This window comes from Citrobacter farmeri (assembly GCF_019048065.1).
GTDB classification, from domain to species: Bacteria; Pseudomonadota; Gammaproteobacteria; order Enterobacterales; family Enterobacteriaceae; genus Citrobacter_A; species Citrobacter_A farmeri.
In genome coordinates, this window is record NZ_CP077291.1 from 1,609,863 (window position 1) to 1,631,990 (window position 22,128).

Sequence of the window (22,128 nt, forward strand, 5' to 3'; positions counted from 1 at the left end):
ATGGAGCGTAATGTCACGCTGGATTTTGTTCGTGGCGTTGCCATCCTTGGCATCCTGCTATTGAATATCAGCGCCTTTGGTCTGCCAAAGGCGGCTTATCTCAATCCCGCCTGGTACGGAAATATTACCGCTTCAGATGCCTGGACCTGGGCCATTCTGGATCTGTTCGCCCAGGTAAAATTCCTCACCCTTTTTGCACTGCTGTTTGGAGCAGGTCTGCAAATGCTGCTGCCACGCGGCAAGCGCTGGATTCAGTCGCGTTTGACCCTGTTGGTACTACTCGGTTTTATTCATGCTTTGCTGTTCTGGGATGGTGATATTCTGCTGGCCTATGGGCTGGTGGGGTTGATCTGCTGGCGACTGGTACGCGACGCACCGTCCGTGAAAAGCCTGTTTAACACCGGGGTGGTACTTTATCTGGCTGGTATTGGCGTTCTGTTGCTGCTTGGCGCGATTTCTGGTACTGCCTCTAATCGCGCCTGGACCCCGGATGCTTCAGCGTTATTATATGAAAAATTCTGGAAAGTTAACGGCGGCGTCGACGCCATCAGCAATCGGGTTGAAGGATTATCAAACAGCCTGTTGGCGCTCGGCGCTCAGTACGGCTGGCAACTGGCGGGCATGATGTTGCTCGGTGCGGCACTGATGCGCAGCGGCTGGTTGAAAGGGCAGTTTCGCCTTTCACATTACCGGCGAAGCGGCTTTTTACTGATTGCTGTGGGGCTGCTGATTAACCTGCCTGCCGTGATTGCGCAGTGGCAACTGGACTGGAACTATCGCTGGTGCGCCTTCCTGTTACAGGCTCCGCGTGAACTCAGCGCGCCGTTTCAGACGCTCGGCTATACCGCGCTGATGTTTGGCTACTGGCCGCAGCTTAGCCGCAGTAAAATTGTTCTCGCGATTGCTTGTGTCGGACGAATGGCGCTGACGAATTACCTGTTGCAAACCCTGATTTGCACCACACTGTTTTATCAATTCGGCTTATTTATGAAATATGACCGTCTTGAGCTGCTGCTGTTTGTTTTCCCGGTGTGGCTGGCAAATCTGCTTTTCTCCGTGATTTGGCTGCGATTCCTGCCTCAGGGGCCGGTGGAGTGGCTCTGGCGGCAATTAACCCTTCGTGCGTCAGGGATGTCATTGCCCCATACATCCAGATAACGATCTGGATCACAATCATTAACAAAATGGATGTAAGCGCTTTCATCGCTGTGACCGCACTCACGTAGTCCTTTTCCCTCCGCTGACAAAATAGCCGCCAGTTATGCAGTGAGTGACTGCAATCCCAGACAAGGTAGTGAATATGATCACCATTCGTGATGTGGCGCGTCAGGCGGGCGTATCCGTGGCGACGGTTTCCCGCGTATTAAACAACAGCGCGCTGGTCAGTCCCGATACGCGCGAGGCGGTAATGAAGGCGGTGACGCTGCTGGGCTATCGGCCAAATGCTAATGCCCAGGCGCTGGCCACGCAGGTCAGTGAGACGATTGGCGTGGTGGTAATGGACGTTTCCGATGCCTTTTTTGGCGCGCTGGTGAAAGCAGTGGATATGGTCGCTCAGCAACATCAGAAATACGTGCTGATCGGCAACAGCTATCATGAAGCCGAAAAGGAGCGCCACGCTATTGAGGTATTGATCCGCCAGCGGTGTAATGCCTTGATTGTTCACTCGAAAGCATTAAGCGATCGGGAACTGGGCGAGTTTATGGATCAGATCCCCGGCATGGTGCTGATCAACCGTATTGTCCCTGGCTACGCCCATCGCTGCGTCTGCCTGGACAATATCAGCGGCGCGAAAATGGCGACCCGCATGCTATTGAATAACGGTCATCAGCGCATTGGTTACCTGGCCTCCAGTCATCGCATTGAAGATGACGTCATGCGCCGGGAAGGATGGAGCAGCGCGCTCAAAGAGCAGGGTATTGTCCCGCCGGAAAGTTGGATCGGCACCGGTTCGCCGGATATGCAGGGCGGTGAGGCGGCGATGGTGGAGTTGCTGGGGCGTAACCTGCAGCTAACCGCCGTATTCGCCTATAACGACAACATGGCTGCCGGGGCGCTGACGGCGCTGAAGGACAATGGCATTTCTATCCCCTTACACCTTTCAATCATTGGTTTTGACGATATTCCCATCGCCCGTTACACCGATCCTCAACTGACAACGGTGCGCTATCCTATTGCTTCTATGGCAAAACTGGCGACAGAACTTGCCTTGCAGGGCGCGGCTGGGACGTTGGATTTATCCGCGACACATTGCTTTATGCCGACCCTCGTACGGCGTCATTCGGTTGCTGTGCGACAGAATGCGGCGGCGATCACTAACTGATGATTTCGCCAGATGTAACCGCTTTCAATATGTGAGTAAATTCACAGTATCTTAACATTGTCGTCGCTATGATGGCACCGCTTGTCGCACTGTAACTACGATGTAACTGTGAGTAATCACTTTTACCGAGGTAAAAGCGCTTTAAGCGAAATTAAAGCCTATTTCTGGAGCGTTACCGGGCAAGGAAGAGAGATTTTTTTAAAATGAGCCTCGGCGTCTACATAACACTTCATTAACGTTTGTCCCGCCGGGCATTTATCTTACGTACTACCCTGCATAATAGAACCGGAGTTACCATGAATAAGAAGGTGTTGACCCTTTCTGCCGTTATGGCAAGCATGTTATTCGGCGCGGCTGCGCACGCTGCTGATACTCGCATCGGTGTGACAATCTATAAATATGACGATAACTTTATGTCCGTGGTGCGTAAGGCTATCGAAGCAGACGCGAAAGCGGCGCCAGATGTTCAACTGCTGATGAACGACTCGCAGAACGACCAGTCCAAACAGAACGATCAGATCGACGTGCTGTTGGCAAAAGGCGTTAAAGCGCTGGCTATCAACCTGGTTGACCCGGCGGCTGCGGGTACTGTTATTGAGAAAGCGCGCGGTCAGAACGTGCCAGTGGTCTTCTTCAACAAAGAACCTTCGCGTAAAGCTCTGGACAGCTATGACAAGGCTTACTACGTCGGTACTGACTCCAAAGAATCCGGTATTATCCAGGGCGATCTGATTGCCAAACACTGGGCGGCAAACCAGGGCTGGGATCTGAACAAAGACGGTCAGATTCAGTTCGTACTGCTGAAAGGCGAGCCGGGTCATCCGGATGCAGAAGCACGTACGACTTACGTCATTAAAGAGCTGAACGACAAAGGCATCAAAACCGAGCAGTTGCAGTTAGATACCGCGATGTGGGACACCGCAATGGCGAAAGACAAAATGGACGCGTGGCTCTCCGGTCCGAACGCGAACAAAATTGAAGTGGTTATCGCCAACAACGATGCAATGGCAATGGGTGCGGTTGAAGCGCTGAAAGCGCACAACAAAACCAGCGTGCCGGTATTTGGCGTCGATGCCCTGCCAGAAGCGCTGGCGCTGGTGAAATCCGGTGCGCTGGCCGGTACTGTGCTGAACGATGCGAACAACCAGGCAAAAGCGACCTTTGATCTGGCGAAAAACCTCGCTGACGGCAAGGGCGCCGCCGATGGCACTGAGTGGAAAATCGAAAATAAAATCGTCCGCGTTCCTTACGTAGGCGTTGATAAAGATAACCTGGCCGAGTTCACCAAGAAGTAAGTTTGTGGGGCGCGATAATTATCGCGCCCTTTCATCACGCACTCTGCGAGGCCAACAAGGTATAATTATGGTCAGCACAACTACTCAGCCGTCAGGCGAATTCTTGTTGGAAATGAGCGGCATCAACAAGTCTTTTCCCGGCGTTAAGGCACTTGATAATGTTAATTTAAAAGTCCGCCCGCATTCGATTCATGCCTTAATGGGAGAGAATGGCGCAGGAAAGTCGACACTATTAAAATGTCTTTTTGGGATCTATCAGAAAGATTCTGGCAGCATATTATTTCAGGGTAAAGAAATCGATTTTCATTCAGCCAAAGAAGCGCTGGAGAATGGTATTTCAATGGTACACCAGGAGTTAAACCTGGTATTACAGCGTTCTGTAATGGACAACATGTGGCTGGGACGTTATCCCACCAAAGGCATGTTTGTCGATCAGGAGAAAATGTACCGTGATACCAAAGCTATTTTTGACGAGCTGGATATTGATATCGATCCGCGTGCGCGCGTCGGAACATTGTCCGTATCGCAAATGCAGATGATCGAAATTGCCAAAGCGTTTTCGTATAACGCGAAAATTGTGATTATGGATGAACCAACCTCTTCGTTAACGGAGAAAGAGGTCAACCATCTTTTTACTATTATTCGTAAGCTGAAAGAGCGTGGCTGCGGTATTGTCTATATCTCCCACAAAATGGAAGAAATTTTCCAGTTATGCGATGAGATCACCGTTCTGCGTGACGGACAATGGATTGCGACGCAACCGTTAGAAGGGCTGGACATGGACAAGATCATCGCCATGATGGTCGGTCGCTCCCTGAACCAGCGATTCCCGGATAAAGTCAACAAGCCAGGAGAAGTCATTCTGGAAGTGCGTAACCTGACCTCGCTGCGCCAACCGTCGATCCGTGATGTCTCCTTTGATTTACATAAAGGCGAGATCCTCGGCATCGCAGGACTGGTCGGCGCCAAACGCACTGACATCGTTGAAACACTGTTTGGTATCCGTGAGAAATCTTCGGGCACCATTACACTGCACGGTAAAAAGATTAATAACCATAGTGCGAATGAGGCCATTAACCACGGTTTTGCGCTGGTCACAGAAGAGCGTCGTTCCACCGGTATATATGCTTATCTGGATATTGGTTTCAACTCCTTAATTTCCAATATTCAGAATTACAAAAATAAGGTCGGTCTGTTAGATAACTCGCGAATGAAAAGCGATACCCAATGGGTTATTGACTCCATGCGGGTAAAAACGCCAGGTCACAAGACGCAAATTGGTTCGCTTTCGGGTGGTAACCAGCAGAAGGTGGTTATTGGTCGCTGGCTGCTGACGCAACCGGAAATTTTAATGCTCGACGAACCCACTCGTGGGATAGACGTCGGTGCGAAGTTTGAAATTTATCAGTTAATTGCGGAACTGGCGAAAAAAGGTAAGGGGATCATTATCATCTCCTCCGAAATGCCGGAATTGTTAGGGATAACAGATCGTATTCTGGTCATGAGCAACGGCCTCGTTTCTGGAATTGTTGATACAAAAACGACAACGCAAAACGAAATTCTGCGTCTTGCGTCTTTGCACCTTTAAGATCAGGGGCTCCTCATGAGTGCGTTAAATAAGAAAAGTTTTCTTACTTATCTGAAAGAGGGCGGTATTTACGTCGTTCTTTTAGTCTTGCTGGCCATTATTATTTTCCAGGATCCCACGTTCTTAAGTCTGCTTAACTTAAGTAATATTCTGACCCAGTCTTCTGTGCGTATTATTATTGCGTTGGGGGTCGCGGGTCTGATTGTCACCCAGGGGACTGACCTGTCCGCGGGGCGTCAGGTTGGTCTGGCGGCGGTGGTGGCGGCAACGCTGCTGCAATCGATGGAGAACGCCAATAAAGTGTTCCCCGAAATGGCAACCATGCCGATTGCGCTGGTGATCCTGATCGTTTGCGCCATTGGCGCCATCATTGGTCTGGTGAACGGGATTATCATCGCTTACCTGAACGTGACGCCGTTTATTACGACGCTTGGCACGATGATTATCGTCTACGGGATCAACTCCCTGTATTACGATTTCGTGGGTGCCTCACCGATTTCGGGTTTTGACAGCGGCTTCTCGACCTTTGCGCAGGGCTTTATCGCGCTGGGCAGCTTCCGGCTTTCGTATATCACGTTCTATGCGCTGATCGCCGTCGCGTTTGTCTGGGTGCTGTGGAATAAAACCCGCTTCGGTAAAAACATTTTCGCCATCGGCGGTAACCCGGAAGCGGCGAAAGTGTCTGGCGTGAACGTGGCGTTGAACCTGCTGATGATTTATGCGCTGTCCGGTGTGTTCTATGCCTTCGGCGGTCTGCTGGAAGCGGGGCGTATCGGTTCTGCAACCAACAACCTGGGCTTTATGTACGAACTGGATGCGATTGCGGCCTGCGTGGTCGGCGGCGTGTCGTTTAGCGGCGGGGTGGGAACCGTATTCGGCGTGGTGACCGGTGTGATTATCTTTACCGTCATCAACTACGGCCTGACTTACATCGGCGTTAACCCGTACTGGCAGTACATCATCAAAGGCGGCATTATCATCTTCGCGGTCGCGCTGGATTCACTGAAATACGCACGTAAGAAGTAAGCCTTCAATCCAGAATCAAACCGGTGCAGACCTGTCCTGCGCCGGTTTTTTATTTGATAAAAACCAACCAGATGCCTACCAGTAGCACGCCGACCGAAAGGCCAAAGTAAACGCCAATATAGCTCCAGTAAGCGCCAGGCTCCGCGGAACGTTGAATTAAGCGTGGCGTTTGCGAGCCTTTGACGGTTTTCTCAACAACGCCGGAGCGTAACCCTTTAATGCCTTCCCGCAGCGTCCAGGCGACGATCATCAGTACGCCAATCACGATAAAAAGGGTTTTGTCTTCCATGCTTATTTTCCTTGTTTCTTTTGCAGTTCAAGCAGTTGCTCTGGCGTCACGGCCGGATATCCCTGAGCATCGTCAGGAACCTGATGCAGGGTGGGGATCGGCACTAACGGGCCGAGGAACCGGGGTTCACGTTTAAACAAATAGAGATCGATCAGCGCCCCAAAGCGCGCGCCAAACTCGCGAACCCGAACCGTCAACATATCCTTTGGCGAAGGCACGGCATAGCACTGCGCCTGAATGCCCATATGCAGGGCGATAAACAGCGCGCGCTCGCAGTGGAAGCGCTGGGTAATGATGATGAAGTCATTGGTATCGAAGACTTTTCGGGTGCGGACAATCGAATCGAGCGTGCGGAATCCGGCGTAATCTAACACGATGTCGGCAGGATCCACACCGGCGGCAATCAGGTCTTTGCGCATCGTCATCGGTTCGTTGTAGCTTTGTAGCGCGTTGTCGCCGCTGAGCAGCAGGTAGTTAACTTTGCCGCTGTTGTAAGCATTGAGTGCGCCCTGAATACGATAGCGGTAATACTGGTTGATGACCCCGGTGCGATAATATTTTGCCGTACCGAGTACCACGCCAACCTGGCGGTAGGGCAGGTCCTGAAGCTCATCGTAAATATAGGGAGCGGTTTTCCAGCTCATCCAGCGGTCAAGACCCAGCACGACCAACAGCAGCAAGCCGATCAGGACCAACAGGCTGTAGAGTACGCGCTTTAACATGAAGAAAACTCTGTCACTGGATGAAATTTCAATCAGGCTACTGTACCCGGTGTCGAAGCGCAAGAAACAGTAGTCTGATTGGGGGGATTTTCAGCAATACGCAGTCATACCGAACGAAGTGAGTATCGACCCGATAAGCGTAGCGCTATCAGACGATTAGGCCGGACAGCGGTTAAACCGCCTGCTCCGGCCTACGGACTGATGTCATCAGACAATTAACTCAGCAGCACACGATCGATGCTGCTGCAGCCCAGCGCTTTCAGCGTGGCGGCGGTGGCATCCCACTGGATCAGCGGCGCATCGGCTTTTTCCGCCAGAACCGCACGCTGAATATCGGCATAACCGTAGCCGTTAAGGTTCAGCATGATCAGCGCCCCCTGCAACGGTGGCAGTGTCGGGTTAAACGCGGCATTCTCGCCATAGCTTCCGCTAAAGATGCGCCCGTCTTTACACTCCAGCGCCACACCGCTCGGTGACTGGCTGTACGGCATATGACTGTGGCTCGCGGCGGTGATGGCGGCTTGCGTCAGCGCATCGCCCTGAGGGGCAAAACCGTGATCCTGTTCGTCCATCAGCAGCGTCTTGATATCGAGATCTTTTGGCCCAAACGCGTCTGGTAAATAGTCGCGCAGCGTGTGCGGTTCGCGGCCAGGCAGATGAATGCGCAGATCCAGTCCGCTATTCAGTTCGTTCATAAACTGACGGCAGTGGCCGCACGGAGTGTAGTTTACGGTGATCGCCGCGAGGCCTTTCTCGCCACGCAGCCAGGCATGGCTGATGGCGCTTTGTTCAGCATGAACCGTTTGCTGCATGGTCGCGCCGAGGAATTCCATGTTGGCACCGAAGTACCACGTTCCGCTCACGCCGCGTGCAATCGCGCCGACGTTGAAGTTCGACAACGGCGTACAGGCGCAGGCTGCAGCCAGCGGTAGCAGCGCGAATGCCAGCGCGTCTTCGTCCAGTCCCGTTGCGCTTTTAAGCATTGATACCTGCTCAGCCGTCAGCGAAGCGGGGAAATGCGTATCCGCCAGGATGGGCGCCATTGCTGATTGCAGATCATCCGCAAGTTGGCTAAAGGCAGTTTGAAAACGTGGGTGCATGGCGTTGCCTCATAACAATGTATTGGGATCGTAGTGTACGGGCCTGCTACCGCTATATGTGTGATCGGAATCTCATTGTGTGTGCAACTTATGAAACTTAAATGAAAAATGCGCGACGTATCGCAAATTTTAGCCCATGACGGCGAGAATAATCGGAAACAGGAACGGGGCGATCAGTGAGGTAATAATCCCGCAAATCACCAGCGCCAGCGAACTGAATGCGCCTTCCTGATAATCCAGTTCCGCGCAGCGGGCAGTGCCGAGGGCGTGAGACGCGGTCCCCATCGCCAGTCCGCGTGCGGCTTTGGTCTTAATACGCATGGCGTTTAACAGCGTATGGCCAAAGACGGCGCCAAGAATACCGACGAAAATCACGCACACGGCGCTGACCGCCGGAATGCCGCCGATGCTGCCGCCAACGGCCATCGCAATCGGCGTGGTGACGGATTTCGGTAAGACAGAGGCGGCGATTTCAGGCGTAGCGCCCATCAGCAGCGCTACCGAGGTGCCGGTCACCATCGCGACAATGCTGCCGACAAAGCAGATAGTAATGATCGACTTCCAGCGAGCACGGATCTGATGCAGTTGTTCATACAGCGGATAGGCCAGCGCCACAACTGCCGGTTGCAGCAGATCGTTTAAGACCTCGCTGCCTTTAAAATAGCTGTCGTAAGAAATACCGGTCAGCAGGAGAAACGGGATAATCACCACCATCGCCACCAGCAGCGGATTCAGTAACGGAAATTTGAAACGTGCAGCCAGTTTGCGCGCGCCGAAAAAAACCGCCAGCGTCAGCGGCAGAGACCACCAGATTGACGACATCATTCTTTAGACCCTTTCTGACCAACCACTTTGCGTTCACCGTGGACCAGGTGTGAACTCCAGCTCACCACCAGAAAAACCACCAGCGTACTGACGGCACACGACACCACCACCGGACCGAACTGCGCGCGCAGCAGATCGAAGTACTGCATCACGCCGACGCCAATCGGTACAAACAGCAGCGCCATGTAGCGAATCAGCACATAGCAGCCAGGATTAACCCATTTCGCCGGAATGATTTGCAGCGCCAGCAGTACGAACAGGATTAGCATCCCGATGATACTGCCTGAAATGGCGACGGGTAGCAGGGACGCAATAAAAATGCCTGCATACAGACAGGCATAGATCAGCACGAAAGCGCGTAAGTATTGCCAGATGATATTCAGTGTCTTGCTCATGTTGTAATTCCTTGAAGCGACGGATTCATCATACAATTAAACTTTAAAACGTGCTATCGATCACATCATGAATTCTTAGCATACTGGAGATAGATAACAGGAACATTGGGCAATGCCCCCAATACGTGACGTTAAACTTGTGCCAGCAGTTGTAAGAAACGACTCAGCGCACTGGACGGCGTCTCATTATTGCGCCAGAACACACCCACGCTCCCTTTCTGTTCGATCTTCGGCAGGTTCAGGATCACCAGTTGTCCCTGGCTGGCATAGCGTTGTGCCAGCCGTAAAGAAAGGATAGAGATCATATCGCTGCTTTGCAGCAGGTTGGTACTGACGTTCATTGATGCCGATTCGATGGTGTTTTCCGGCAGCATCACCCCGTTATCGACCAGTGCGTTGTCAATACTCAGGCGAATGGGCGTTCCTGTCGGCCAGACAATCCAGCGCCAGTGCGCGAGATCAGCCCAGCTCAGGGTGTCAAACTTCGCCAGAGGATGGTGGGGACGAGCGACAAAGCAGACGGGTTCGGTATACAGCACCTGGTAATTGAGCGGGAGTTGCAGCGCTCGTCCACCGACGCGACCTACCACCACATCCACGGAACCGGCAAGCAGGTCGTGAAGCAGCGGCGTCATGACCTTTTCTTCAATGTTGAGATGTAGCGTCGGCATCTCAACGAGCAGATTGAGGATCGCCTGCGACACACAGTCGGTCGCCACCGGCGAGCAGCCGATTTTCAGGCTTCCTACCAGACCGCCTTCTTTAAAGCGTGCCATTTCATACTGTGAACGTTCCATGTCATTGATTAAACGCTGAGCATGTTGCAGCAGCAACTTGCCGCCTTCCGAGGGGCGCAGGCCTTTACTGTGACGTTCAAAGAGCGTGATCCCCATCTCATCTTCGAGCTGTGACAGCCATTTTGACAGGGCAGGCTGGGTGATATTCATCATCCGCGCGACGTGCGTGAGATTCCCTTGTTCGCCCAGCGCCACCAGCATTTGCAAATGATGCAGCTTCAGTTTTTGCGCCCAGTTTGCCATCAGCGATAACCTCCAGGTTATGTCTCTGCATGAAAAGCCATTGTACATTTTATCGCCCGGTCTACAAACTCGTAACATACAAAAAACAAAACGACATCTTTCCCTACCTGCACCGAGGCATTCACTATGACTCAACGACGTGAACTACAAGCCCTTATCGATGCTGCTCCTGTCAGCAAGACTCAGTGGCGGGTGATCATCTGCTGCTTTCTGGTCGTCATGCTTGATGGTTTTGATACGGCAGCCATTGGCTTTATTGCACCCGATATTCGTACCCACTGGCAGTTAACTGCCGGAGATCTGGCTCCGCTGTTCGGCGCGGGTCTGTTAGGACTTACCGCTGGCGCCTTACTTTGCGGACCGCTGTCTGACCGCTTCGGTCGCAAACGGGTGATTGAGCTTTGCGTGGCGCTGTTTGGCGCGCTGAGCCTGATTTCCGCCTTTTCACCGGATCTGCAAACGCTGGTCATCCTGCGCTTTCTGACCGGCCTGGGTCTGGGCGGCGCCATGCCGAATACCATCACAATGACCTCTGAATACCTGCCTGCCCGCCGCCGTGGTGCGCTGGTTACCCTGATGTTCTGCGGCTTTACGCTCGGTTCCGCCATGGGCGGGATTGTCAGCGCGCAGTTGGTGCCGGTCATCGGCTGGCATGGGATCCTGGTACTCGGCGGCGTGCTACCGCTGATGCTGTTCTTCGTGCTGCTCGCGGTCTTGCCGGAATCTCCGCGCTGGCAGGTACGCCGCAAGTTACCGCAGGCAACCATTGCCAGAACGGTCAGCGCGATCACTGGCGAACGTTATGACAATACGCAGTTTTACCTCCAGGAGGCGGCGGCGATCGCCAAAGGCAGCATTCGCCAACTGTTTGTTGGTCGCCAGTTGCCCATTACCCTGATGTTATGGGTGGTGTTTTTCATGAGTCTGTTAATCATCTACCTCCTGTCGAGCTGGATGCCGACGCTGTTGCACCATCGCGGAATTGACCTGCAACAGGCTTCCTGGGTGACGGCGGCGTTTCAGGTTGGCGGGACACTCGGCGCGCTGGCACTGGGCGTGCTGATGGATAAACACAATCCGTTCCGGGTGCTGGCGGTGAGTTACGCGCTGGGAGCGGTATGCATCATCATGATTGGTCTGAGCGAAAATGGTTTATGGCTGATGGCGCTGGCGATCTTCGGTACCGGGGTGGGTATCAGCGGATCGCAGGTGGGCCTCAACGCCTTAACCGCCACGCTCTATCCCACACAGAGTCGGGCGACGGGCGTGAGCTGGTCGAACGCGGTGGGGCGCTGCGGAGCGATTGTTGGTTCGCTTTCCGGCGGCGTGATGATGGCGATGAATTTCTCTTTTGACACCTTGTTTTTCATTATCGCTGTTCCGGCGGCCATTAGCGCGGTGATGTTAGCCGTACTGACGGTAGTTGTCCGCCAGTCAGCCTCTGTCCCGGATAGCTTGCCGCACGCAAGCGTCGCAAACGAATAAGGAGAATCCCTATGTCAGAACAAAATCAGGATGTTAAAAACAGCCGTCAACAGTTTTACCAGCATATTTCGGGGCAGAACCTGACCCCGCTGTGGGAATCACTGCACCACCTGGTTCCGCAAACGCCGAATCCGACCTGTGCGCCAGCCTACTGGAACTATCAGGAAATTCGCCCGCTGCTGCTGGAAAGCGGCAATCTGATTGGCGCGAAAGAGGCGATTCGTCGTGTGCTGGTACTGGAAAACCCAATGTTACGCGGGCAATCCTCCATCACGTCAACGCTTTACGCGGGCTTGCAGTTGATCCTGCCGGGCGAAGTCGCACCCAGCCATCGTCATAACCAGTCGGCATTACGCTTTATTGTGGAAGGGAAAGGCGCGTTCACTGCCGTGGACGGCGAGCGCACCCAGATGCACACCGGCGACTTTATTCTGACTCCGCAGTGGCAATGGCACGATCACGGTAACCCGGGCGATGAGCCGGTGGTCTGGCTGGACGGTCTGGATCTGCCACTGGTTAATATTCTGGGCTGTGGCTTTGCTGAAGATTACCCGGAAGATCAGCAGCCGGTATCGCGCAAAGAGGGGGACTACCTGCCGCGCTATGCCGCCAACATGCTGCCGCTGCGCCATCAGAAAGGCAACTCATCGCCGATTTTCAACTACCGCTATGACCGTAGTCGCGAAGCGCTGGATGACCTGACTCGTCTGGGCGATGCCGATGAGTGGGATGGTTACAAAATGCGCTATGTTAACCCGGTGACCGGCGGCTACCCGATGCCATCGATGGGCACGTTCCTGCAACTGTTGCCAAAAGGCTTTACCTCGCGGGTGGCGCGTACCACTGACAGCACCATTTACCACGTCGTTGAAGGGGCGGGCGAGGTCACCGTCGGCAACGAGACCTTCCATTTTTCAGCCAAAGATATTTTTGTGGTTCCGACCTGGCACGGCGTGTCGTTCAAAACCACCGACGAGACCGTTTTATTCAGTTTTTCGGACCGAACGGTTCAGGAAGCCCTCGGGTTGTTCCGCGAAGCCCGCTATTAATTTGGGAGAGATCCATGACTCAGTATGTATTTGCACCACAAGCCCCTGTGACCGTCCCGGTTGTCGGCAGCGATGCGCAGTTCCCCGTTCGTCGTGTGTACTGCGTGGGGCGCAACTATGCCGCCCATGCTCGTGAAATGGGTTTCGACCCCGATCGTGAACCGCCGTTTTTCTTCTGTAAGCCTGCCGATGCGGTTGTGCCAGTTGCCGCCGGTGAAACGTTAGCGCTGCCATACCCGGCACAGACGGATAACTATCACTATGAAATTGAGCTGGTGGTCGCCATTGGCAAAAAGGGTAGCGATATCCCGCTAGAAAAAGCCCATGAGTATATCTGGGGTTACGCCACCGGACTGGATATGACCCGTCGCGATCGCCAGATGGAGATGCGTCAAATGGGACGTCCGTGGGAAATCGGCAAAGCGTTTGATCTCTCTGCGCCCATCGCGCCGCTGCATAAAGCGGACGACATTGCGGATATCACCTCTGCGCCTATCTGGTTACAGGTTAACGGTGACGATCATCAGCGCAGCGACATTCGCCATCTGATCTGGTCGGTGAATGAAACGATCAGCTATCTGTCCGGTTTCTTCGAACTGCAGCCGGGCGACCTGATCTTCACCGGTACGCCGGAAGGCGTTGGAGCGGTGGTGAAAGGGGATGTGATCACCGGCGGCGTGGACGGGTTAACACCTATCGCTGTGAAGATTGTCTGAGGTGATGTATGAAGCTGTACAGTTTTTTTAACAGTTCGGCGTCGTACCGCGTTCGTATCGCGCTGGCGTTAAAGGGCATCGACTACCAGACGGTGGGCGTCAATATTCGTATCGGTCAACAAAACGAACTGGCTTACCGGCGGATGAATCCGGTGGGCCTGGTGCCGACGCTGGTGACCGATGACGGCGAAGCGCTTGGTCAGTCGCTGGCCATCATCGACTGGTTGGATCGGCATTTTCCGCAGTCACGCCTGCTGCCCGTCAGCGATCCGGCGCGCACGCAGGTGCTGGAAATCGTCTATGCCATTGCTTGCGATATTCATCCGGTGAACAACCTGCGGGTGCTGCGCTATCTGAGCGAGGAACTGAAGGTCAGTGAAGAAGAGAAAAAACGCTGGTATGCGCACTGGATCCAACAGGGGTTGAGCGCCGTCGAACAGCTGTTGCGTCAGAGCCAGTCGCAGAACTATTGCGTGGGCAATGCGCCGACGCTTGCCGACTGCTGCCTGGTTCCACAATGGGCGAATGCGTTAAGAATGGGGTGCGATCTGAGCGGCTTTCCGCGTTGCCAGGCCGTGTATGATGCCTGTACACAGCTACCGGCGTTCATCGCTGCCGCTCCCGAAAATCAACAAGATAAAATCTCAGCCTGAGAAGGAGAATGACAATGGCTAAAGTAATGAGAGCAATTATTGTCGGCGGCGGAATTGGCGGGGCAGCCACCGCGCTTTCGCTGGCGCGCCAGGGCATCAAAGTCATGCTGCTGGAAAAAGCCCATGAAATTGGCGAGATCGGGGCGGGCATTCAGCTCGGTCCAAACGCCTTCTCTGCGCTGGACAGCCTTGGTGTCGGCGAAGTGGCGCGCCAGCGTGCGGTGTTTACCGATCACATCACTATGATGGACGCCGTGAACGCAGAAGAAGTGGTGCGCATCGAGACTGGACAGGCCTTTCGCGACCACTTTGGCGGTCCGTATGCGGTCATCCACCGGGTTGACATCCATGCCTCCGTCTGGGAATCGGTACTGACTCATCCGAATGTTGAGTACCGGACCTCGACCAACGTGGTCGATATTCGCCAGACGGCGGACGATGTGACGGTATTCGATGAGCAGGGCAACAGTTGGACCGCCGATATTCTGGTTGGCTGTGATGGCGTGAAATCGGTAGTGCGTCAGAGTCTGCTGGGGGATTCCCCGCGCGTGACTGGACACGTGGTTTATCGCGCGGTGATTGACTGTCAAGATATGCCGGAAGACCTGCGCATCAACGCGCCGGTACTCTGGGCGGGGCCGCACTGCCACCTTGTGCACTACCCGCTGCGTGGCGGTAAACAGTACAACCTGGTCGTGACCTTCCACAGTCGTCATCAGGAGGAGTGGGGCGTTAAAGATGGCAGTAAAGAAGAGGTGCTGTCGTATTTTGCCGGCATCCATCCGCGCCCCCGGCAGATGCTGGATAAACCCACGACCTGGCGTCGCTGGTCTACTGCCGATCGCGAACCGGTAGAAAAATGGGGTACTGAGCGCATCACGCTGGTTGGCGATGCCGCGCATCCGGTGGCGCAATATATGGCGCAGGGGGCTTGTATGGCGCTGGAAGATGCCGTCACGCTGGGTAAAGCGCTGGCGCAATGCGAGGGTGATGCGGCAAAAGCCTTCGCGCTGTACGAGTCGGTGCGCATTCCACGCACAGCGCGCATCGTCTGGTCTACCCGAGAGATGGGACGCGTGTATCACGCGGCGGGCGTGGAGCGTCAGGTGCGTAATCTGCTGTGGAAAGGCAAATCGCAGGCGGAATTTTATCGCGGCATGGAATGGCTGTACGGCTGGAAAGAAGATAACTGTCTTCTGCCGCGCTGAGACGCTTTAATCCGTGACACAGAGGCGCTACCATAGCGCCTCTTTTTTTGCGGATGACGATATGCGTGTTTTACTGGCGCCGATGGAAGGCGTGCTCGATTCACTGGTGCGCGAACTTCTGACGGAAGTGAATGATTATGATCTCTGCATCACCGAGTTTGTCCGCGTGGTGGATCAGCTCCTGCCAGTAAAAGTCTTCCATCGTCTCTGCCCTGAACTCCTCAACGGTAGTCGGACGCCTTCCGGTACCCTGGTGCGCGTGCAACTGTTGGGGCAGTACCCTCAGTGGCTGGCGGAAAATGCGGCCCGCGCCGTGGAGCTTGGCTCATACGGCGTTGATCTCAACTGCGGCTGTCCGTCTAAAATGGTGAACGGCAGCGGCGGCGGCGCGACGTTACTGAAGGATCCTGAGCTTATCTATCAGGGTGCAAAAGCAATGCGTGAAGCGGTGCCCGCGCATCTGCCGGTGACGGTAAAGATACGTCTGGGCTGGGACAGCGGTGACAAGAAGTTTGAGATCGCAGATGCCGTCCAGCAGGCCGGAGCGAACGAACTGGTCGTGCACGGACGAACCAAAGAGCAGGGTTATAAGGCGGAGCATATTAACTGGCAGGCGATAGGCGAAATTCGCGAGCGGCTGTCTATTCCGGTGATTGCCAACGGTGAAATCTGGGACTGGCAAAGCGCTCAGGAATGTCTGGCCGTCAGCGGTTGTGATGCGGTCATGATAGGGCGTGGGGCATTAAACATTCCCAACCTCAGCCGGGTGGTGAAATACAACGAGCCGCGTATGCCGTGGCCACAGGTGGTCGCGCTACTGAAAAAGTATACCCGTCTGGAAAAACAGGGCGACACCGGGTTGTATCATGTCGCACGTATTAAGCAGTGGCTGGGTTATTTGCGTAAGGAGTACCGTGAGGCGACGGACGTCTTTCAGGATATCCGCGCGTTAAATAATTCAGCGGATATTGCCCGCGCGATTCAGTTGATTGAAATTTAGTATTATTGGAGTTTTTATATTCTGCTGGAATATATTTTTCCAGGTATGACTTTTCATTGCCGAAGTTGCTATGCCACGCGTAACTAAAAAACCGGTCACAACAGCGGGTAAGCTCCGCGCACCTTTTCTCATCAGAACATCTTCATGACTCGTCACTCTTTTCACGCCCTGAAAGCGTACTTTCCGCTGGCTATTTTGCTCACGGGATGTGCTCCCATGCATGACATCCAAAAGACGCTGACTCAACAACCTCCCGCCTCTTACGTGGATTTCGCGCTGGCCGAGCGTGAGTAGGCTAACGGACTGGTTTTACAAGGGCAGTGGCTGGATGCGTCCATCCAGCTCACCAGTGCGCTCGGCGGTGGCTATCATCACTCCTGAGGCATCTTCGTTTTACTGCGGCGCTTCAGCCACCAGCGAGCGCCGATCACCAGCACCACCGCCAGAATCAGCCAGATCCAATGTTTGAGATGCTGATCGAGGTGATGTAACCACGGCGCGACCACTTCACCTCCCACGTAGCCCAGGGTGGTGAAGATCAGCGCCCAGATCAGAGCGCCGAGAATATTCAGGGGTAAAAAAATCTTTGGCGGCAGGTGGCTGGCACCAATCAGCAATGGGCCGATCACGCGGAATCCGTACATAAAGCGGGTGCCGATCACGAACAGATAGGGGCGGCGCTGGATCATCTTCTGCGCCTGACGGATTTTGTTACGGTGACGGGCGAAACGGCGCAATATTTTGCCGCCATAGCGGCGTCCCAGCAGATACAGCAGTTGATCGCCTATCATGCCGCCTAAGGCCACGGCCACCACGACAAGGGGAAATTTGAGTAATCCCTGATGTGCGGCAACGCCGCCCAGCAAAGTGATGGTTTCGCCTTCAGCCAGACTCCCGATCACCAGCGCGGCATAACCGTATTGTGCAATAAGACTGTTTATATCCATACGTCAGTATGACCTCCACGACTGTAAGCATACACCCTCTGAATTGGGGATGCTCAAAAAGGGTCACCACACGCAGCGGCATTTCTTTGTCTGTACAATAAATAATCGAAAAGCTGAATTATACTTGAAGTGTTAAGTCCACAGCTGACAACAAGGGGGCGGTATGAACCATGTCTGGGGGCTGTTTTCCCATCCCAATCGTGAAATGCAGGTGATCAACAGCGAGAACGAAACGGTTTCGCATCACTACACCCACCATGTGCTTTTGATGGCGGCCATTCCGGTCATTTGCGCCTTCATCGGTACGACACAAATCGGCTGGAATTTTGGCGACGGCACTATCCTGAAGCTTTCTCTGTTTACGGGCCTTGTGCTGGCTATCCTGTTCTATGCCGTGATGCTGGCAGGCGTGGCGATCATGGGGCGCGTGATCTGGTGGATGGCGCGGAGTTATCCGCAGCGTCCGTCCTTAACGCACTGTATGGTGTTTGCTGGCTATGTTGCGACGCCGCTGTTTCTGAGCGGTCTGGTGGCGCTGTATCCGCTGGTGTGGCTTTGCGCACTTGTCGGCACAGTCGCACTGTTCTATACCGGCTATCTGCTCTACCTGGGTATTCCGACATTCCTGAATATCAATAAGGAAGAGGGGCTAAGTTTCTCCAGTTCGACGCTGGCGATCGGTGTGCTGGTACTGGAAGTCCTGCTCGCCCTGACCGTCATCCTCTGGGGATACGGCTACCGCTTGTTCTGATTAACGTGCTGCATTGTTGGTGCAAAAGCCAGCAATGCAGCATTTCCTGACGATTCTCTTATGGCGGCAAGGTCATTAGCTCGCTATGATTCCTCTGCTAGCCTGAGCCACCCTGACTCCGGCGGTGCGTGTCAACACGCGTAAATCATTTTCTGAAATCTCATCATGCTGAAATTCCGAGTTTCCATACTGAGCCTGGCGCTGATGCTGGCTGTGCCTTTTGCGCCGCAAGCGCTGGCAAAAACGGCAACGACTGCCGCGGCGTCTCAACCTGAGATTGCCTCCGGTAGTGCGATGATCGTGGATCTGAACACCAATAAGGTGATCTATTCGAACCATCCGGACCTGGTGCGTCCGATTGCGTCGATAACCAAATTAATGACGGCGATGGTGGTGCTTGATGCACGACTGCCGCTGAACGAAAAACTGAAAGTGGATATCAGCCAGACGCCGGAGATGAAAGGGATCTACTCTCGCGTGAGACTGAACAGTGAAATCAGCCGTAAAGATATGTTGCTGCTGGCACTGATGTCCTCGGAAAACCGGGCAGCGGCAAGCCTGGCGCACCATTATCCGGGGGGGTATAACGCGTTTATTAAAGCAATGAACGCGAAGGCAAAAGCGCTGGGTATGACCCAGACGCGTTTTGTGGAACCGACCGGTTTGTCGATTCACAACGTGTCGACCGCGCGCGACCTCACTAAAATGTTGATTGCCAGCAAGCAGTATCCGCTAATCGGTCAACTCAGCACTACGCGTGAAGACATGGCGACCTTCGCCAACCCGGCGTATACGCTGCCGTTCCGCAATACTAACCATCTGGTGTATCGCGATAACTGGAATATTCAGCTCACTAAAACCGGCTTCACCAACGCTGCTGGTCATTGTCTGGTGATGCGTACGGTAATCAATAACAAACCGGTGGCGCTGGTGGTGATGGATGCGTTCGGCAAGTACACCCATTTCGCTGACGCCAGTCGTTTACGCACGTGGATTGAAACCGGGAAAGTGATGCCGGTTCCAGCGGCGGCGTTAAGCTATAAAAAGCAGAAGGCCGCACAGATGGCCGCGACGGGCGGCAGTGCGGGTGAGCAGACCGCGCAAAACGACTGATGCCGCTTCGCTTATCAGGCCTACGAAACGACGAAACCGTAGGCCGGATAAGGCATTTATGCCGTCATCCGGCATGGATAACAAAACCTTACTCTGGCAGCGTCCAGTCACCTTCGTTGAGTGGGCGCTGCATAATCAACGTATCCCGCCAGTCTCCCTTCTTATACCCGACGCTACGCAACTGTCCGGCAATCTCGAAACCGTGCTTTTTGTGCAGTCGCAGCGACCCCGGATTGTTATGTCCGTCACCAATCACCGCCACCATCTGCCGCCACGGACCTTCTTCACAGCGGGTGATTAACGTATGCATCAGCAGGCTACCGACGCCGCGTCCGGTCATGCTGGCATCGACATAAATCGACTCTTCCAGGGTATAACGATAGGCCGGACGAGGGCGATACTGCGTGGCGTAACAATAACCAACGACCACGCCGCGATAGAGCGCCACCAGCCACGGCAGACCATACTGCGCCACCGTGCGCATACGTCGGCGCATTTCATCGACCGTTGGAGGCGTTTCTTCAAAAGAGGCGCGGCCATTCAACACGTGCCACGCATATAACGAGGAGATCGCCTCTACATCGTCAGGCAGCGCGTCGCGCACCGCGATATCGTTATCAGAAAGCGTATCGGCAACAGACATGGTTTTCACCTTTGAGAAGAAAAACCGGAATCATCGCGACTCCGGCACATCTCATTACTTTTGCACGATATTTCGTGCAAATCCAGCCTGCGCATCAGACACATTAACTGGAGTTAATCAGAAGAGGGGACTTTCCAGAATTTTTGCTTACTGGTCTTGCCAATTCCGGGATTCATACTGTTGGTTGGGTCATTTTCGCGATAAAAACGGGTCAGGGTCGCCGGTGCTTCATACAGATGCCCGACGTTATGCTCTGCCGGGTATTGCGCACCGCGCTGTTTCAGCAATTCCAGCATTTGCTCTTTCAACGCGTGAGCATCCACGCCTTTCTTCACAATGTAATCCTGGTGGAAGACGTAGCACATAAAGTGACCGTAATAGAGTTTATGCACCAGTTGGTTATCAATTTCCGCCGGCAGATGCTCGTACCATTCGGTGTCATTGCGGCGCAGAGCGATATCCAGGGCCAGAATATCCTCCACTTCATCTGCATGAACTGCCTGATAGCGAATGGCTGCGCCAGCGGCTGCGAAGCGGTGCAGGAAGGCTTTGCTACCTTCTTCCAGCGTGCAGGCGAAGAAATCGCCTTCTGCCGTTTTAAAGAATTCGGTAAGCCAGCTTTGTGCTTCAGCGACGCCATCGCCCGCCATTTTTAACAGCAGATGATGTTCATATTTATCGCGCCAGCTTTTCATGCGTGGTGGCAGGTGACTCGGGAACAGATGACCAAACTTCTGCATCGCGCGGTCGGTAAAGTGCGGACGGAAGAATTTCACCTTTTCCAGCATCGCGTCGGTGCGCCCTTTGAGGGTGAAGAAGAACGGCATTTTGTCGGTGCCAAGCTTATCAATCATCAGGAAGGTGTCTTTGCCGTACTGTTCGGCAATGTCGTAAATGTCGCGGTGCATGTATTCACCCGCCACCGGCAGATTGTCGAACTTCGCCAGAATATGGCGGCGGATTTCCGTCAGCACCTCGGGTTGATTGGTGCCAATGTAAAACACCTGCTGATTTTTTTCCGCCTCGAAGGTGTCGAGACGCACTGCAAAGACCGCCAGTTTCCCGGCACAGCCAGAAGATTCGAACAGGCGATCTGGATCGGCGTTATAGCGTGCGGGCGTGTCGGCGTCGATGTCTCTGACGCGGGTGACGTAGTCATGATCGTGGGCGTGTCGCCCGTCGTGGCGGACATTTTCTTCTTTGATCCGCTCATCGTCCAGTTGACTCAGGATCTGCTCTGGCGTTTGTCCCAGATCGATCCCCAGATGGTTGACCAGTTGCAGCTTGCCGTTTTCATCAATGCGGGCGAAAAGGGACATTTCGGTGTACGCCGGGCCTCTTTGCACCAGCGATCCTCCGGAGTTATTACAGATCCCACCAATGACCGACGCGCCGATGCACGACGAACCAATCACCGAGTGCGGCTCACGCCCCAGCGGCTTCAGCGCTTTTTCAAGCGAATACAACGTTGTACCGGGATAGGCCAGCACCTGCTCACCTTTGCCCAGCACGTGGAGCTTGTCGAGGCGCAGAGTGCTGATGATGACAATCTCGCGGTCATAATCATTGCCGTTCGGCGTGGAGCCTTCGGTCAGGCCGGTATTGGCAGCCTGCATCAGGATAATTTTATCGGCGTTGACGCAGGCGTTCAGTACGCGCCAGAGTTCCAGTAGCGAGCCGGGAAAGACCACCGCCAGGGCGTCGCCCTGACCGGAACGGAAACCCTTGCGATAGCGGGCGGTTTTAGCAGGATCGGTCAGCAGGTGTGAATGTCCCACCAGGCGGGCGAGCTCATTCAGGAAGGTTTTATTATCAGTTGTTGTAATGGAAGACATTTTCCACTCCTTGTGGTGGGACAAAATATCAGGTTCAAGCATAGCGCTTTGTATGACAATACGCTTTCTCATTCACGCTGTCTTTGAATTGGCGACGTTGAAAATTAAGAGAATAACCTTAGCTT

The 22,128-nt window shown here is 54.0% G+C and carries 22 protein-coding genes and 1 pseudogene; 14 read left to right on the forward strand and 9 right to left on the reverse strand.

The features are described from left to right. The 5 genes from yeiB to mglC all read left to right on the forward strand — a co-directional run bounded on the left by yeiB (window position 1) and on the right by mglC (window position 6,232). Window positions 1-1,158 carry a DUF418 domain-containing protein YeiB gene (gene yeiB, locus I6L53_RS07520; protein ID WP_042317974.1) on the forward strand — a complete coding sequence of 386 codons (1,158 nt, stop codon included), beginning with the start codon at window positions 1-3 and terminating at the stop codon, window positions 1,156-1,158. 142 nt (window positions 1,159-1,300) lie between these two features. Then, window positions 1,301-2,323, forward strand: a complete 1,023-nt coding sequence (gene galS / locus I6L53_RS07525) for an HTH-type transcriptional regulator GalS (RefSeq protein WP_042317975.1) — start codon at window positions 1,301-1,303, stop codon at window positions 2,321-2,323. Between the two features lie 296 nt (window positions 2,324-2,619). Further along, complete coding sequence (gene mglB / locus I6L53_RS07530) at window positions 2,620-3,618, forward strand: galactose/glucose ABC transporter substrate-binding protein MglB (protein ID WP_042317978.1); 999 nt, start codon at window positions 2,620-2,622, stop codon at window positions 3,616-3,618. A 67-nt stretch (window positions 3,619-3,685) separates the two neighbouring features. Next, entirely contained in the window at window positions 3,686-5,206 is a 1,521-nt protein-coding gene (gene mglA / locus I6L53_RS07535) for a galactose/methyl galactoside ABC transporter ATP-binding protein MglA (RefSeq protein ID WP_042317980.1), read from the forward strand. A gap of 15 nt (window positions 5,207-5,221) precedes the next feature. After that, window positions 5,222-6,232: a galactose/methyl galactoside ABC transporter permease MglC gene (mglC, locus tag I6L53_RS07540; protein ID WP_042317981.1), complete on the forward strand. Its 1,011-nt coding sequence runs from the start codon at window positions 5,222-5,224 to the stop codon at window positions 6,230-6,232. Between the two features lie 49 nt (window positions 6,233-6,281). Here mglC and I6L53_RS07545 read toward each other — a convergent pair whose 3' ends face one another. The 6 genes from I6L53_RS07545 to I6L53_RS07570 form a co-directional block, all read right to left on the reverse strand. Continuing rightward, window positions 6,282-6,521, reverse strand: a complete 240-nt coding sequence (locus I6L53_RS07545) for a DUF2542 family protein (RefSeq protein ID WP_042317983.1) — start codon at window positions 6,519-6,521, stop codon at window positions 6,282-6,284. Between the two features lie 2 nt (window positions 6,522-6,523). After that, window positions 6,524-7,243 carry an outer membrane permeability protein SanA gene (sanA, locus tag I6L53_RS07550; RefSeq protein ID WP_042317984.1) on the reverse strand — a complete coding sequence of 240 codons (720 nt, stop codon included), beginning with the start codon at window positions 7,241-7,243 and terminating at the stop codon, window positions 6,524-6,526. A 215-nt stretch (window positions 7,244-7,458) separates the two neighbouring features. Continuing rightward, window positions 7,459-8,343 (reverse strand): cytidine deaminase, encoded by an 885-nt coding sequence (gene cdd / locus I6L53_RS07555; protein ID WP_042317986.1) that lies wholly within the window; start codon window positions 8,341-8,343, stop codon window positions 7,459-7,461. Window positions 8,344-8,472: 129 nt separating this feature from the next. Next, window positions 8,473-9,168, reverse strand: coding sequence for a CidB/LrgB family autolysis modulator (locus I6L53_RS07560; RefSeq protein ID WP_042317987.1), 696 nt, complete (start codon window positions 9,166-9,168; stop codon window positions 8,473-8,475). Further along, on the reverse strand, window positions 9,165-9,563 hold the full coding sequence (locus I6L53_RS07565; RefSeq protein WP_042317989.1) for a CidA/LrgA family protein: 399 nt from the start codon (window positions 9,561-9,563) through the stop codon (window positions 9,165-9,167). The genes I6L53_RS07560 and I6L53_RS07565 overlap by 4 nt, the downstream gene beginning before the upstream one ends. Window positions 9,564-9,694: 131 nt before the next feature. Then, a complete protein-coding gene (locus I6L53_RS07570) occupies window positions 9,695-10,603 on the reverse strand; it encodes a LysR family transcriptional regulator (RefSeq protein ID WP_042317990.1) in 909 nt (302 codons plus the stop codon). Window positions 10,604-10,729: 126 nt separating this feature from the next. Between I6L53_RS07570 and mhbT the strand changes: the two genes are divergently transcribed. The 7 genes and pseudogenes from mhbT to I6L53_RS23780 all read left to right on the forward strand — a co-directional run. Continuing rightward, entirely contained in the window at window positions 10,730-12,088 is a 1,359-nt protein-coding gene (gene mhbT / locus I6L53_RS07575; RefSeq protein ID WP_042317991.1) for a 3-hydroxybenzoate transporter MhbT, read from the forward strand. A gap of 11 nt (window positions 12,089-12,099) precedes the next feature. Continuing rightward, window positions 12,100-13,137 (forward strand): gentisate 1,2-dioxygenase, encoded by a 1,038-nt coding sequence (gtdA, locus tag I6L53_RS07580; RefSeq protein WP_042317993.1) that lies wholly within the window; start codon window positions 12,100-12,102, stop codon window positions 13,135-13,137. A gap of 14 nt (window positions 13,138-13,151) precedes the next feature. Further along, window positions 13,152-13,853, forward strand: coding sequence for a fumarylacetoacetate hydrolase family protein (locus I6L53_RS07585; protein WP_042317994.1), 702 nt, complete (start codon window positions 13,152-13,154; stop codon window positions 13,851-13,853). An 8-nt stretch (window positions 13,854-13,861) separates the two neighbouring features. Continuing rightward, the gene (gene maiA, locus I6L53_RS07590) at window positions 13,862-14,506 is read left to right on the forward strand and encodes a maleylacetoacetate isomerase (RefSeq protein WP_042317996.1); all 645 of its coding nucleotides are present in this window, start codon (window positions 13,862-13,864) and stop codon (window positions 14,504-14,506) included. A gap of 14 nt (window positions 14,507-14,520) precedes the next feature. Then, window positions 14,521-15,714: a 3-hydroxybenzoate 6-monooxygenase gene (locus I6L53_RS07595; protein WP_042317997.1), complete on the forward strand. Its 1,194-nt coding sequence runs from the start codon at window positions 14,521-14,523 to the stop codon at window positions 15,712-15,714. Window positions 15,715-15,775: 61 nt separating this feature from the next. Then, window positions 15,776-16,714 (forward strand): tRNA dihydrouridine(16) synthase DusC, encoded by a 939-nt coding sequence (gene dusC / locus I6L53_RS07600; protein ID WP_042317999.1) that lies wholly within the window; start codon window positions 15,776-15,778, stop codon window positions 16,712-16,714. Window positions 16,715-17,011: 297 nt separating this feature from the next. Then, a pseudogene (locus tag I6L53_RS23780) lies at window positions 17,012-17,095 on the forward strand (hypothetical protein); the annotation flags it as partial. Here the strand turns inward: I6L53_RS23780 and I6L53_RS07605 are convergent. Beyond that, the gene (locus tag I6L53_RS07605; protein ID WP_042318000.1) at window positions 17,086-17,661 is read right to left on the reverse strand and encodes a DedA family protein; all 576 of its coding nucleotides are present in this window, start codon (window positions 17,659-17,661) and stop codon (window positions 17,086-17,088) included. The pseudogene I6L53_RS23780 and the gene I6L53_RS07605 sit on opposite strands and share 10 nt — an antisense overlap. Before the next feature lie 163 nt (window positions 17,662-17,824). On the opposite strand from I6L53_RS07605, the gene I6L53_RS07610 reads away from it, so the two are divergent. Then, the gene (locus I6L53_RS07610) at window positions 17,825-18,412 is read left to right on the forward strand and encodes a Yip1 family protein (RefSeq protein WP_042318001.1); all 588 of its coding nucleotides are present in this window, start codon (window positions 17,825-17,827) and stop codon (window positions 18,410-18,412) included. 165 nt (window positions 18,413-18,577) lie between these two features. Next, window positions 18,578-19,525, forward strand: coding sequence for a D-alanyl-D-alanine endopeptidase (gene pbpG, locus I6L53_RS07615; RefSeq protein ID WP_042318002.1), 948 nt, complete (start codon window positions 18,578-18,580; stop codon window positions 19,523-19,525). A gap of 88 nt (window positions 19,526-19,613) precedes the next feature. On the opposite strand, the gene I6L53_RS07620 is transcribed toward pbpG, so the two are convergent. Both I6L53_RS07620 and dld read right to left on the reverse strand, forming a co-directional pair. Next, on the reverse strand, window positions 19,614-20,168 hold the full coding sequence (locus I6L53_RS07620) for a GNAT family N-acetyltransferase (RefSeq protein WP_042318004.1): 555 nt from the start codon (window positions 20,166-20,168) through the stop codon (window positions 19,614-19,616). Window positions 20,169-20,281: 113 nt separating this feature from the next. Then, window positions 20,282-22,003 (reverse strand): D-lactate dehydrogenase, encoded by a 1,722-nt coding sequence (gene dld, locus I6L53_RS07625; protein ID WP_042318006.1) that lies wholly within the window; start codon window positions 22,001-22,003, stop codon window positions 20,282-20,284. Window positions 22,004-22,128 lie beyond the last annotated feature (125 nt).

Bases quoted from the DNA above. Each gene is read 5' to 3' on its own strand.
- yeiB (WP_042317974.1), top strand. From the start codon at position 1: ATGGAGCGTAATGTCACGCTGGATTTTGTTCGTGGCGTTGCCATCCTT.
- galS (WP_042317975.1), top strand. From the start codon at position 1,301: ATGATCACCATTCGTGATGTGGCGCGTCAGGCGGGCGTATCCGTGGCG.
- mglB (WP_042317978.1), top strand. From the start codon at position 2,620: ATGAATAAGAAGGTGTTGACCCTTTCTGCCGTTATGGCAAGCATGTTA.
- mglA (WP_042317980.1), top strand. From the start codon at position 3,686: ATGGTCAGCACAACTACTCAGCCGTCAGGCGAATTCTTGTTGGAAATG.
- mglC (WP_042317981.1), top strand. From the start codon at position 5,222: ATGAGTGCGTTAAATAAGAAAAGTTTTCTTACTTATCTGAAAGAGGGC.
- I6L53_RS07545 (WP_042317983.1), bottom strand. From the start codon at position 6,521: ATGGAAGACAAAACCCTTTTTATCGTGATTGGCGTACTGATGATCGTC.
- sanA (WP_042317984.1), bottom strand. From the start codon at position 7,243: ATGTTAAAGCGCGTACTCTACAGCCTGTTGGTCCTGATCGGCTTGCTG.
- cdd (WP_042317986.1), bottom strand. From the start codon at position 8,343: ATGCACCCACGTTTTCAAACTGCCTTTAGCCAACTTGCGGATGATCTG.
- I6L53_RS07560 (WP_042317987.1), bottom strand. From the start codon at position 9,168: ATGATGTCGTCAATCTGGTGGTCTCTGCCGCTGACGCTGGCGGTTTTT.
- I6L53_RS07565 (WP_042317989.1), bottom strand. From the start codon at position 9,563: ATGAGCAAGACACTGAATATCATCTGGCAATACTTACGCGCTTTCGTG.
- I6L53_RS07570 (WP_042317990.1), bottom strand. From the start codon at position 10,603: ATGGCAAACTGGGCGCAAAAACTGAAGCTGCATCATTTGCAAATGCTG.
- mhbT (WP_042317991.1), top strand. From the start codon at position 10,730: ATGACTCAACGACGTGAACTACAAGCCCTTATCGATGCTGCTCCTGTC.
- gtdA (WP_042317993.1), top strand. From the start codon at position 12,100: ATGTCAGAACAAAATCAGGATGTTAAAAACAGCCGTCAACAGTTTTAC.
- I6L53_RS07585 (WP_042317994.1), top strand. From the start codon at position 13,152: ATGACTCAGTATGTATTTGCACCACAAGCCCCTGTGACCGTCCCGGTT.
- maiA (WP_042317996.1), top strand. From the start codon at position 13,862: ATGAAGCTGTACAGTTTTTTTAACAGTTCGGCGTCGTACCGCGTTCGT.
- I6L53_RS07595 (WP_042317997.1), top strand. From the start codon at position 14,521: ATGGCTAAAGTAATGAGAGCAATTATTGTCGGCGGCGGAATTGGCGGG.
- dusC (WP_042317999.1), top strand. From the start codon at position 15,776: ATGCGTGTTTTACTGGCGCCGATGGAAGGCGTGCTCGATTCACTGGTG.
- I6L53_RS07605 (WP_042318000.1), bottom strand. From the start codon at position 17,661: ATGGATATAAACAGTCTTATTGCACAATACGGTTATGCCGCGCTGGTG.
- I6L53_RS07610 (WP_042318001.1), top strand. From the start codon at position 17,825: ATGAACCATGTCTGGGGGCTGTTTTCCCATCCCAATCGTGAAATGCAG.
- pbpG (WP_042318002.1), top strand. From the start codon at position 18,578: ATGCTGAAATTCCGAGTTTCCATACTGAGCCTGGCGCTGATGCTGGCT.
- I6L53_RS07620 (WP_042318004.1), bottom strand. From the start codon at position 20,168: ATGTCTGTTGCCGATACGCTTTCTGATAACGATATCGCGGTGCGCGAC.
- dld (WP_042318006.1), bottom strand. From the start codon at position 22,003: ATGTCTTCCATTACAACAACTGATAATAAAACCTTCCTGAATGAGCTC.